At 34.5% G+C, this 11,828-nt stretch carries 8 protein-coding genes and 5 pseudogenes; 8 read left to right on the plus strand and 5 right to left on the minus strand.

Going from position 1 to position 11,828, the window contains the following annotated elements; all coding sequences use genetic code 11:
* The first annotated feature begins 11 nt into the window (after window positions 1-11).
* Both OPR24_RS01910 and OPR24_RS01915 read left to right on the plus strand, forming a co-directional pair.
* Entirely contained in the window at window positions 12-902 is an 891-nt protein-coding gene (locus tag OPR24_RS01910; RefSeq protein ID WP_265033639.1) for a hypothetical protein, read from the plus strand.
* Entirely contained in the window at window positions 811-1,167 is a 357-nt protein-coding gene (locus tag OPR24_RS01915; RefSeq protein ID WP_265033641.1) for a hypothetical protein, read from the plus strand. Before OPR24_RS01910 ends, OPR24_RS01915 begins: the two co-directional genes overlap by 92 nt.
* A 170-nt stretch (window positions 1,168-1,337) precedes the next feature.
* Here the strand turns inward: OPR24_RS01915 and OPR24_RS01920 are convergent.
* Window positions 1,338-2,349 (minus strand): annotated as a pseudogene (locus tag OPR24_RS01920) (IS630 family transposase).
* A gap of 164 nt (window positions 2,350-2,513) precedes the next feature.
* On the opposite strand from OPR24_RS01920, the gene OPR24_RS01925 reads away from it, so the two are divergent.
* The 4 genes and pseudogenes from OPR24_RS01925 to OPR24_RS01940 all read left to right on the plus strand — a co-directional run bounded on the left by OPR24_RS01925 (window position 2,514) and on the right by OPR24_RS01940 (window position 6,238).
* A complete protein-coding gene (locus tag OPR24_RS01925; RefSeq protein ID WP_265033643.1) occupies window positions 2,514-3,011 on the plus strand; it encodes a hypothetical protein in 498 nt (165 codons plus the stop codon).
* Between the two features lie 73 nt (window positions 3,012-3,084).
* Window positions 3,085-4,248: a 1-deoxy-D-xylulose-5-phosphate reductoisomerase gene (gene dxr, locus OPR24_RS01930; protein WP_265033645.1), complete on the plus strand. Its 1,164-nt coding sequence runs from the start codon at window positions 3,085-3,087 to the stop codon at window positions 4,246-4,248.
* A 243-nt stretch (window positions 4,249-4,491) separates the two neighbouring features.
* A pseudogene (locus OPR24_RS01935) lies at window positions 4,492-5,260 on the plus strand (transposase); the annotation flags it as partial.
* Window positions 5,261-5,343: 83 nt separating this feature from the next.
* Window positions 5,344-6,238: pseudogene (locus OPR24_RS01940) on the plus strand (IS630 family transposase).
* A gap of 41 nt (window positions 6,239-6,279) precedes the next feature.
* On the opposite strand, the gene tsaB reads toward OPR24_RS01940, so the two are convergent.
* From tsaB to OPR24_RS01960, 3 genes and pseudogenes are all read right to left on the minus strand, one after another.
* Window positions 6,280-6,882 carry a tRNA (adenosine(37)-N6)-threonylcarbamoyltransferase complex dimerization subunit type 1 TsaB gene (tsaB, locus tag OPR24_RS01945; protein WP_265033647.1) on the minus strand — a complete coding sequence of 201 codons (603 nt, stop codon included), beginning with the start codon at window positions 6,880-6,882 and terminating at the stop codon, window positions 6,280-6,282.
* Window positions 6,882-8,013 (minus strand): annotated as a pseudogene (locus OPR24_RS06455) (dicarboxylate/amino acid:cation symporter). Before OPR24_RS06455 ends, tsaB begins: the two are co-directional and overlap by 1 nt.
* A gap of 263 nt (window positions 8,014-8,276) precedes the next feature.
* Complete coding sequence (locus OPR24_RS01960) at window positions 8,277-9,266, minus strand: ribonucleotide-diphosphate reductase subunit beta (protein WP_253307200.1); 990 nt, start codon at window positions 9,264-9,266, stop codon at window positions 8,277-8,279.
* A 130-nt stretch (window positions 9,267-9,396) separates the two neighbouring features.
* Here OPR24_RS01960 and OPR24_RS01965 point away from each other — a divergent pair, with 130 nt between their 5' ends.
* Entirely contained in the window at window positions 9,397-9,735 is a 339-nt protein-coding gene (locus tag OPR24_RS01965; RefSeq protein ID WP_265033654.1) for an outer membrane protein assembly factor BamE, read from the plus strand.
* Window positions 9,736-9,839: 104 nt separating this feature from the next.
* Here OPR24_RS01965 and OPR24_RS01970 read toward each other — a convergent pair whose 3' ends face one another.
* Window positions 9,840-10,460 (minus strand): hypothetical protein, encoded by a 621-nt coding sequence (locus OPR24_RS01970; protein ID WP_265033656.1) that lies wholly within the window; start codon window positions 10,458-10,460, stop codon window positions 9,840-9,842.
* A gap of 172 nt (window positions 10,461-10,632) precedes the next feature.
* Between OPR24_RS01970 and OPR24_RS01975 the strand changes: the two are divergent.
* A pseudogene (locus OPR24_RS01975) lies at window positions 10,633-11,663 on the plus strand (PDDEXK nuclease domain-containing protein).
* The last annotated feature ends 165 nt before the right edge of the window (window positions 11,664-11,828 follow it).

Raw genomic sequence — 11,828 nt, forward strand, 5'->3', positions numbered from 1 at the left:
TACACCCATTTTTGGCAAATAACAGGTTATTTTGTAAGCTAATGGACATTCCTACTGAGGTTCTTAAGAACATTTTCAGTACTAAGCTATATGAAAACTGTGCAAATGTTGACGAAGTTTTAGCATTCTTTGATTGCTTGGATGATAAAAGTAAAAATAAAAATATTTTAGATAATCTAATAGTTGCTTTCGAAAAAGACCCTGATGCAACTAATGCGCTCTTAAATAGTAAATTATTCAATTCTCGGGGTGAAGTACTACAAATGCTTTCGGATGAAAGATTTGATGGCAATGAAGTAAGAGAAATATTGAATCGCATTAACTTGTGGTGGACATTGCAAGAAAATAATATGGTTTATAAGGTAAACTATTTAAACACAACAAGAAAGTTTTCTTGCGTGTTTAATCCACAGCTCATAAAATTTGCCTTTTACGTACATACAAATGATTATGTTCTGCACAATGAATCTGACCAGCAGAAAAGAGCTTTTCTTGAAAATGTTGGATTGTTTCAATTTCTCCTCGAAGCGACCATAAAAGCTAGGTATGAATCCGTATTCTCTATCATAAAAGATACTAAATTTGAGCACTTAGCTGATGGCAGATTTATCTCAAAAGTAAGAGATAAAATAAACCGCTATCTTTCTCACTTACTTATTTTTGAAGGAACCCTGTTTTCAGATATAAGTAACACATTTAGATTACAAATAATAGATATCTTTTGTTTCATTCAATTCTCAAACGAAACTGCATACCACTCTAAAAGAACGATGGGAAAAAATATTGAAAATCAAGTTTACAGAGCTTTTTGTGGCACAGAAGTATCAGCAAATTACACCAGAATCTTTAGCAAAAATTCAAGATTTAACAATAAAAGACTTATCAGCAATACCAGAAACTGAGGAGATAGAAGAATTTTTAAGAAAAAAAGGAATAACAAATTCAGATGATCTATCTTTACTAGCAAAATTGATAGAGGACGTTATTCATATTGTAAACACAATTGCGGAGAGGATAAGTCTCAAAAAAGACATGATACAAACAATTTATGATACATTTAAAGATATCCCTGTAAGCGATATTTTAGAAGTAACACCATCAACTCTCCTTGATTTGTGTAAGACAAATATAATTAAAAGCTCATTAACTGAACAAATAAGCTGCTAGGCAGGTTTAGGGATTTATTTTAAAACTTTTGGCATTCGGCGCCTTGATGCTTTACCACAACGCTTTTGTTAAAATCTGTCATCTGGAAAATGATAGTTTTTCAAATTGTCGGTAAATCTAAGTCAGTTTAGCTATATATAGGATGACAGAAATTGTTTTTATACCAATTCTCATTGTTGGTCAGTCAAATAGGAGAAATTGCAGAGTTGTTTAATTGTGGAGCTGGCAAGAGAAGTAATAAATTTGCACAAAGCACCCTAAAGCAGAGCAATTGTATCGTATATTTTATTGCGCAAAATGTTCTGTTTTATGTATAACCAAAGCCTCTCAACAGGATTGAGTTCAGGTGAATATGGAGGTAGGTATATAATCTCAATATTTTTAGCTACCTTTAAATTTTTTGACTTATGCCAACTAGCACAGTCCATAACAAGAACAGCTTCTCTTGTCCCTAGATATTGCGACATTTGCTCAAGAAATACATTCATGCAATCAGTGTTAACATTTAGTGCAAATAAGCTAAAACTCTCTCCATTTTTAGGATTAACTGCACTGTAGAGATAAAAATTATGCCTACCTAATTTTATTTTAACCCGAGTCCTAGTGCCTTTTTTAAACCATCCATGCCCAACTTTCGAATGTGTGCCAAACCTTGATTCATCAAAGAAAAATAGCTCTTTTTCTGGATACTTGCCAATAACTTCATTGAGATTTTTTTTTGAATTCCTCTTGTTTACTTTTATCTTGTACGTTGTGTACTGGTCTTGGTGTAATATATGAAAATTTCATCTTTTGCATATGGCGGTGTACTGTAGATTTGCTGATATTTAATCCGAACTTTTCCTGGATTCTTATTCTCATTTCTTTAATGGTAATATTAGGATTTTCTTCTATACATGCTTCAATTTGCTGTAGTTGAGCCTGATTTAATTTAGTTTTTCTACGGCGTGATGGAGGAGCAAACAGTTTTTCTTCTCTGCCAAATTTCAAGAGTTTTATCCACGAAGTTAGTGCGCTTCTTGAAATTCAATATATTTTTGCTACAGCCGTTATACTATGCTTTTTTGCCGCAATTACAGCATTTAGTTTTTTTGAAACATATGCATTGTTCCTTACTTTCTTCAGCATTTCTTTTGCTGATTCTACTACTTTTTCATCCAATAATTTTGATCTTAATGCCATTTATACCTCGCTACTTCACTTACTTTAGTATGGCTTTTTTTCCATTATTGTCTATCCGTTCTTTGTATAGTGGGAATTGGTATTATTAGCTATATTCAAAAGCTCTATTGATATTTTGCAATATTTGTGATAAAATAATAGCTTAAGGTTGAGAGTAAAAATTTATGAGTGAAGCTCAAGGTCCAAATATTGCAGAATGGCAAGCGCAGCAGCAACACCAAGAAGCCGCTGGTGAGAAAAGTGGTTTTGGTCTTGGTCATAGTGACTCTGTTTCAACAGTCGTGGATGGAATGAAATGGTTGTTCAACTTTCATGAAGGAGCAATTGCTGCTTATAGTAACGTGTTTGAAAGTTTGGTAAGTGGCAGTAGTTTAGTAACACTGTTTGGAAAATCAGGTAATATGTTTGGCATAAAATTTCTTGAAAGCCTTGGAGAACATTTTTCAGGTGGAGGTGGGGAAGATATGCCATCAGAAGGAATGGATATGGCTCATGGTGATGAGGGACCTCACTCAGATGATTACCCTCATGCCAATAATGAAATGGCTCATAATGCTGATGGTTTGCAAGACATGCATGATGCAGGTGATCATCATGGTCAATCTTTTTCACCTGATCCTTCACCATCTGTTGGCGATGACCACGGGCATGAACTTGGTTAAACGCTTAAAAACTGCTGAATAGTGTGCGAGAAGGCCTAATAAGAAAAGTTGCTATTGTTATGAGTTTGTCTTAGTGAAAAAGGTTGCAGTTTTAGGATCAACAGGAAGTGTTGGAAAAAGGACTGTAGATTTGCTCTCAAGGAGAAAAGAAGAATACCAAGTGGAAGCACTAAGTGCCCATTCAGACTTTGCTCTACTGGCACACCAAGCAAAACTGCTGAATGCAAAATACGTTGCTATCTCCGATGAAAGGTTTTACAAAGATTTAAGAGAAAACCTACTTGGTACAGATGTAAAAATAGCAATTGGCGCTACAAATATTGCTACCATACCTGTTGATCTCTCAGTTGTTGCAATAATTGGCATTGCAGGCCTTGAACCAGTTATGCACATCATAGAAAGCGGTACTAAAGTCATTGCACTAGCAAACAAAGAAAGCATTGTTTGCGGTGGAAAGTTATTACTCAAAAAAGCTAAAGAAAAAAACGTACAAATAATCCCTATCGACTCTGAACACAACGCAATTTTTCAAGTTTTGCAAAATGACGACAAATGCGTAGAAAAGATCATACTTACTGTTTCTGGTGGACCATTCTTAAACTATAGTTCTGAGCAATTAAGAAATGTCACGGTAGATCAGGCGCTTAGTCACCCCACTTGGAATATGGGAAGGAAAATCTCAGTTGATAGTGCAACAATGATGAATAAGGCACTAGAGATAATAGAAGCACATAACTTGTTTAACATCAGCCCGGATAAAATTGAAGCAATAGTGCATCCTGAGTCAATAGTACATGGAATTGTAACTTATAAGGATGGGTTCAACTTTGCTGTGCTTGCAGAAACTGACATGGCAATTCCTATTTCATATGCTTTGTCTTGGCCGGAAAGATCAGCTTTAAATCGTAAATTAGATTTAACAAAGCAAGGAAAATTGACCTTTCAAGAACCAGACCATAAGCGTTTTCCTGCGCTAAAGCTTAGCATGGCAGTGTTAAACTCTTCTGCTCCACAAACAAACAGTATTGTGCTCAATGCTGCAAATGAAATAGCTGTTAATGAATTTTTGAAGTCACGAATTGGCTTTTTAAAAATAGTAGAGGTAGTGGAATCAACAATGGAAAGTTTTGATAGTTACACTGATATTAATTCACTATCTGATATAATAAATATTGATTGTGAAAGTCGTATTATTGCTAATAAAATTGTTGAAAGTAAAGTTGTTGCGTATAGCTAGAATAATGTAACCAGACTGCATTCTGTGATTTTAGCAAAACACGATCTTTCATTTGAGCTTTCTTCAATTTAAAATAAATACAGAAACTAGCTATCTTCAAAAATATGGTTGAATAATTGTATCCGTTCAGGCAATGGCGTCAACTTAAGGGATGTTAAGGAGTAAAATACTACAAGAGACAGCACTTTTGTTTCTATTTTATTTCAACAAAAAAGTTTAAAATGTGTCATTTTTAGGTGAGGCATGCAAAAAAGAAAAGATCTTATCTTACAAATTAAAAATGCAATATACTCGAAAACTTTTCAGAAAATCCATTGTGTTGAGTTTTACACGAACAAGAAAACTTCCTTTTTCGACAGTATTTTCTATGATTTTAAAGTTAGTTAAAAAAAGTTTGGGAATAGAATGTGAACTTATGGAGCCGTTGACATGTAAAACTCCACCCTCAAAGCAAGCTTTTTCTAAAGCAAGGTATAAGATTTGCCATACAGGCTTTCAAGAATTTAAGCATCCAAACAGCCTATCAGGATGAACCTGAGTATGGAACTTGGAGAGGCTATAGACTTATTGCAGCAGATGGTTCTGGTATGAGATTACCCAGCTCTGAGGAAATTGTATCCGAGTTTGGCCGCTTTAAACCAAATGGAACAACAGGCACAATGCCACCATTAGCAATTTGTTTGTTGATTTGTGTACTTCGCTGATTTGTAGTGCTCGTCTTGCGGCTTGGAATATAGGTGAACAAACGTTGGCGGAAGAGCAATTACCCGAAGTTATCACTCAAATGCGTTCATTAAATCAAGAGAAATTATTATTTATCTATGATCGTCTTCAGTAAAATTCATTCAGCAGCATGATGATTTGGAAGTAGATTTTATTTTTCGCTTGCAAAAAAGAAGTTATAGCAAGCTATGGGAACGCTGGCGAATTAGATTTTGATTTTATATTGGAAAATGAAAAGCTAAAAAATAAAATGAAAGGACAGAAAGTAAGAGCTATAGTGCTGACATTATACTAATTCCCATTACAAGGCAAACAGATGGACAATGATGGAAGAAAAGCCATAATGAAGCAAGTAAAATAGTTGAGGTATAAATGGCATTAAGATTAAAATTATTGGATGAAAAAGTAGTAGAATCAGCAAAAGAAATGCTGAAGAAAGTAAGGAACAATGCATATGTTTCAAAAAAACTAAATGCTGTAATTGCAGCAAAAAAGCACAGTATAGCGGCTGTAGCAAAAATATATTGCATTTCAAGAAGCGCACTAACTTCGTGGGTAAAACTCTTGAAATTTGGCAGAGAAGAAAAACTGTTTACTCCTCCACAACGGCGTAGAAAAACTAAATTAAATCAGGATCAACTACGGTAAATTGAAGAGTGGATAGAAGAAAATCCTAATATTACCATTAAAGAAATGAGAATAAGAATCCAGGAAAAGTTCGGATTAAATATCAGCAAATCTACAGTACACCGCTATATGCAAAAGATGAAATTCTCATATATTACACCCAGACCAGTTCATAATGGACAAGATAAAAGCAAACAAGAGGAATTCAAAAAAAATCTCAATGGAGCTATTAGCAAGTATCCAGAAAAAGAGCTATTTTTCTTTGATGAATCAAGGTTTGGCACACATTCAAAGGTTGGACATGGGTGGTTTAAAAAGGGGATTAGAACACAGGTTAAAACAAAATTAGTTAGGCAAAATTTCTATCTCTATAGTGCGGTTAATCCTAGAAATGGAGAGAGTTCTAGCTTATTTGCACCAAATGTCAACACTGATTGCATGAACATATTTCTTGAGCAGATGTCGCAATATCTAGAAACACGAGAGGCTTTGGTTATATATAAAACAGAACATTTTGTGCAATAAAATATACGATACAATTGCTCTGCTTTAGGGTGCTTTGTGCAAATTTATTACTTCTCTTGCCAGCTCCACAATTAAACAACTCTGCAATTTCTCCTATTTGACTGACCAACAATGAGAATTGGTATTAGCCACATTGTATGTACGCGAAAGAATAGTCTATAATGATTTCATATACTGAGGCTCATTTAAATATAGAGCCTCAACTTCATTTAATTTTTGCTTGTTCTTCAGTCTATAATGAACCAATAGTCCTGCATGGCTAGCATTTAAATTGCAATCCATATGTGTAATGCAGTCACTGCTTGTAGCGTGACACTTGGATCCAGGGTCACGTGCTGCAGTTGGACCAGATAGCGGCAATAAATTGAAATCAAATAACTGCGTATAAAACCCTTGAGCATTTTTGATTATAGCTCTGATATTTTTTTTGCTATTCGTACAAAGCAAAGATATTGTATAAGCTTGAACTTCCAGCGCATTAACTCCGTATAATGGCTTATTTGTAGCAAGATTTATACCTTGTGCTGCTGATATACCAACTCTAATTCCAGTGAAACTTCCTGGTCCAACTACTACCGCTAAATGATCTATTTTATCATAATTATAATTGTGCTTATCAAACAAAGTATTCAGAATTTGAAAAAATGATTCTACATGATTGTTGCTGGCGGAATTGCGCGCTACAAAACAATTACCATCATAATCAACTATTGCTATTGAACTACCAGTACCTACAGTATCAATCGCTAAAATAGACATTACTTAAGCTTATCATAGAGTTTTGTAAACATCATAGTAAAGGCACCATTACCCATAACATTTGCTGAAGTGATTATTGGATCAAACACTATATACAAGGCTGTGATTAACGAAAGCATTTCTGGAGAAAATTTGAGGTATTTCTCAAGAATAGGTAGCATTACCATAATTCCTCCTGCCGGCACTGCAACGATAGCAAACTTAAATAACAAAAAATAGAGAAGAAAAGTTACATAGTCCGTTGTGGACAATAAATAACCAGAAGTAATTACCATTGATAATATTATAACAAAAAAGCAATCACCTACTAAATGGAAGCTAGCAGTTATTGGTATAACAGACGATGCTATATCAGGTTGCTTTACATTTTTTTTGCTTCCTTCAAGAGTAAGCGGCATAGTTGCATTACTAGACATTGTGCTCATCGCAGTAATAAATGCCGGTATCATATTGCTTATACTAGCTATCCAGCTTGTGATCTTGAATGAATTTGCTGCTGCCATATAAGAGGAAAACATAAAGGTAGGTTGCAGATGCTATAATAATGAAAATTATTGAGTAATCCTTAAATATTATAGATAAAACTTGATCATGCTGCATTTTTAAAGCAAGCCCAAGTACAAATATTGGAATAATTGGCGTCAAAAACGTCTTCAAAATAAAGAGAGTTAAATCTAACATTTTGTTCGAAAGCTCTTTGCTTTTCTTAGGTAGCAGTATAGACACTACTATGCTGGACACAAATCCACAAGCAAGAGCATGAAAGTTAGAAAGGAGTAGCGGAAGCCTAAACGACCATAAAGGAACAATTGTTTCTTCATACGTTATATCTTGTATTGAATAAGTGTTTTGTATGATAAAATGCCCAACAGAATAAGCTATTAAACTTGAAGCCAGATTCGATAAGAAGATCATTATAATAAGTAACAATATAAACTTTATAGCTGACTGCTTAAGATTGTTAACACTGCTAAAGATTAACGCAAAAATAATAAAAGGCATTATAAATAGCAAAACCTCTTTTATACTCAGGCTCGTTGAGTACAAGAAGGTTTTTGCTTCCATTGGAACTAAATGACCAAAGAATGCAACTGAAGTGATGACCGTGAGTAAGATTAATAGTTGTAGCACGTTCTTATATACCAATGTCCTATGGACATATATATGGTAAGTTAGTTGTTAAGTAAAGCAAAACTGCCTATTGCTACGAAACATTATGAAAGACAAGCAGCTTTTGTTACTCCCGCGCGTACTGCACGAATATTATCTATTAGATCCCAGTGCCTTGACTACTTCGATCCAGGAAAATTGATTATGCACTATACAACATTCTCGATCAAAAAACTGATTCCAGTGTCAGCTACTTGCATGACAAAGAAGAGTGAAATTAGCACTCACCTATTATTCGTGTCGTTTTCAGTAAAAGCCTCCTCCCATGTGCCTTGAGTTGCTGCACGACTATACTCTGTTACTCTATTTTCAAAGAAATTCGTATGTTCAACGCCATTTAGTATTTCATCGAGCCATGGAATAGGATTATCATTGACATCATATATGGACTCAAGACCTAATTGCATTAACCGTCTATTTGCTACGTAGCGTATGTAATTGCGCACTTCTTCTGCGGATAGTCCTTCAACATCTCCTAAATCAAAGGCAAGCTTTATGAATTCGTCCTCAAGCTCAACAATAGTGCGGCATGCAGAATATAATTCCTCTTTAAACTCGTTGTCCCAAATTTCATTATTCTCTTTAATAAATGTATTAAATAACATAATAATTGAATTGGTGTGCAAAGTTTCATCACGGGCTGACCAGGCGATTATCTGCCCCATGCCTTTCATTTTTCCAAAGCGTTGGAAATTGAGCAAAATTGCAAACGATGCGAATAACTGCAACCCCTCGGTAAATGCACCAAACACTGCTAGAGTTTTAGCTACATGTTTTTTATCGTGTTTTTTGCTTTCCTCAAATTCCAGCATGTATTCATATTTCTTTCTCATAGCATCATACTTTAAAAATGCTTGATACTCGCTTTCTGGCATGCCAATTGTGTCTAAAAGATAAGAATAAGCTGCAATGTGTATGGTTTCCATATTGGAAAAACTTGCAAGCATCATGCATATTTCTGTTGGCTTAAATATATTTGAATAATGCCTCATGTAGCAGTTATTTACTTCAATGTCCGCTTGAGTAAAGAATCTAAAAATCTGAGTTAGTAGATTTTTCTCTACGTTTGAAAGTTTAGTTTTCCAATCCTTCACGTCATCAGCAAGCGGAACTTCCTCAGGTATCCAATGGATTCTTTGTTGCTGCAGCCACGCATCATACGCCCAAGGGTAATTAAAAGGTTTGTATATTGGATCTGCTTCTAACAATGACATAAGACACCTATTATTTTCTAAAGTAAATATTATATTAAGTGATATTGAGAATCGGTCAATTTAACTTTTTGAAATTTGACGGCAGGTAATTTATTAGTGTATTATAGCTTCAAGTAATTTATCAACAGAAATGCGAGTATTAATATCTTTTATTTTATTATTTACAGTGAGCTGCACACACACTATTCACAACCACGGAGCTCCTGGCATTAGTGTTGAATTGTGGAGCAAGATAAAAGCAGGTGACGATAAAGAAAAAGTGGTTCACACTTTAGGATTACCAACATTAGTATCAAAGTTCGATGACAATGTTTGGTACTATGTCTCATATAAAATTAAACAAGCTAACTTCTTAGGAAAAAGGAAGTATAGCAGTAAGACTCTGCAAATTTCATTCGATCAGGACGGTAAAGTTGCAGATACAAAAGAAACTGACATCTTAGAGAGATCTTTGGCTGTTCCTGATTGAAAGTTTGCTCAGATCTTCCTACGTCATACCGCTGCGGTATCTCAGAATAGATTCCGCTAACAAGCAGTGGAATGACGGCTTATTAAATTATAGAATTACTTTAGCTATAGAATAAAGTCTAGTGTTACTTCACGCCAAATGTGGTGGTGCTGAGTAGGCAAGCCAGTCAATGGGCTACATTTATATACTGCACGCATTGCATTATCTGCTATCGACCTGAAAAGTGGATTATTTCGATAGGAATCACTGTCTGCTACATCGGACATAATTATCTCGCCTTGACTGGATAATAATAAGTTAATTTTTATATTAAAATTTTCTTTGTAAGCTATGCTTTCAGGAATGCTCCAGCATTTTGTAAGTTTGTCTCTTATAGAGTTAATAATTTCTGTTACAACTAATTCATCCTTTTTATTCTCAACGCTTTTTTCGTTTCCTATTTCATTTTTTGCCTCTCTAACATCCCTTCTTAGTTTCTTCCCTACACTTTTTTTTCTTTTTGGAACTGGAATGAATTCTTTACCCTCGTTAATAATGACTTCTTCTTGCATTTCGATAATTTGCCTCGGTTGTGCTACAACAGTGTGCTCAACTGTTTCTTTTTTCCTTTGTGGTATAGGAACAACTGACGTATCATTCGTTTGGGCTTTTGTTGAAGGTAACGAAAGGAGCAGAAAACAACATAAAGATAAAAAAAGAATGTAATTAGAATAGAAAAAACGCATATGTTAAGCAGTTTGTTTTACTGGTTTAAAGCTAATATTGCACATAAAGTCAATATATTTTAGTTGATGGACGAGTTTGAAGTAAATAAGGAATCCCTTCAAAGTTGCAGGCAAGCGAAAGATTGTCTTCTCGACAGACAAAGGAATTGTATAATGAATTAAAAGGAACCGTATGACAAAAATTATAGCAAAAGAATATACAGAATTTTTAGAGCAGTTGAAAGAACATATCGCTACTAGTCGTTATAAAGCAGCACTTGCAGTAAATAGTAAGCTTATTTTGCTTTACCACCATATTGGTACAGAGATCCTAAAACGCCAAAAAGAACATGCCTGGGGAGCTAAGGTAATTGATCAATTAAGTAAGGATTTGAGAAGTACATTTCCAGAAATGAGAGGCTTTAGCACGAGAAATCTGAAGTATATGCGTAAGTTTGCCGAAGAATATCCTGATGTTGAATTTGTGCAGGAGCCTCTTGCACAATTAACTTGGTATCACAATATCACTCTTTTGGAAAAAATAGAAAGTCATGAAATAAGATTATTTTATGTAAAAAAAGCTATTGAACATGCCTGGTCACGTAACATTATGGTTATGCAGATAGAGCTTGGACTACATAAACGTCAAGGGAAAGCTATTACTAACTTTAAAGAAAAATTACCATCCTCTCAATCAGATTTAGCACATTATACATTAAAAGATCCATATATTTTTGATTTTTTAAGTATAGGTAAGGATGCTCATGAAAGAGAAGTAGAAAAAGGACTCGTAGGACATATGGAAGAATTTCTGTTAGAACTCGGTGAAGGATTTGCTTTTGTTGGCAGACAATTTCATTTAGATGTTGGAGATGAAGACTTTTATATTGATTTATTATTCTACCATTTAAAATTACGTTGCTTTATAGTGATTGAGTTGAAAGATAATAAATTCAAACCAGAATACGCTGGAAAAATGAATTTTTATCTTTCTGCAGTGGATAATTTGCTAAAACACTCAACAGACCAGCCATCTATAGGATTAATTTTATGTAAATCAAAAATAATGTACTGGCCGAATATACACTGCGAGACATGACAAAGCCAATAGGTCTTGCAGAATACCGAATAACTGAAAATCTACCAGAGAACATAAAAACAGCTTTACCGACGATAGAAGAATTAGAAGCTGAATTATCCAAAATTTCAGATGAGGAAAAGTAATGTTACTAAAATCATTCAAACAATTATTTAGCAAACCAAAAACCAAAAGCTCAGTATGAAATGCATCAGGCTCAGGAAGAAGAGTGGCAGCCAATAACTTACTCTCTCATAGCCTTGAAACTTTGGAAGCAAACAGTAACAGAGTAAGTGATTTTTATGGATTAC

It is taken from the genome of Wolbachia endosymbiont (group A) of Sicus ferrugineus (assembly GCF_947251515.1).
Lineage (GTDB): Bacteria > Pseudomonadota > Alphaproteobacteria > Rickettsiales > Anaplasmataceae > Wolbachia.

Excerpts from the sequence above, each read along its gene's own strand:
- OPR24_RS01925 (WP_265033643.1), top strand. The coding sequence starts at position 2,514 with ATGAGTGAAGCTCAAGGTCCAAATATTGCAGAATGGCAAGCGCAGCAG.
- tsaB (WP_265033647.1), bottom strand. The coding sequence starts at position 6,882 with ATGTCTATTTTAGCGATTGATACTGTAGGTACTGGTAGTTCAATAGCA.
- OPR24_RS01960 (WP_253307200.1), bottom strand. The coding sequence starts at position 9,266 with ATGTCATTGTTAGAAGCAGATCCAATATACAAACCTTTTAATTACCCT.
- OPR24_RS01965 (WP_265033654.1), top strand. The coding sequence starts at position 9,397 with ATGCGAGTATTAATATCTTTTATTTTATTATTTACAGTGAGCTGCACA.
- OPR24_RS01970 (WP_265033656.1), bottom strand. The coding sequence starts at position 10,460 with ATGCGTTTTTTCTATTCTAATTACATTCTTTTTTTATCTTTATGTTGT.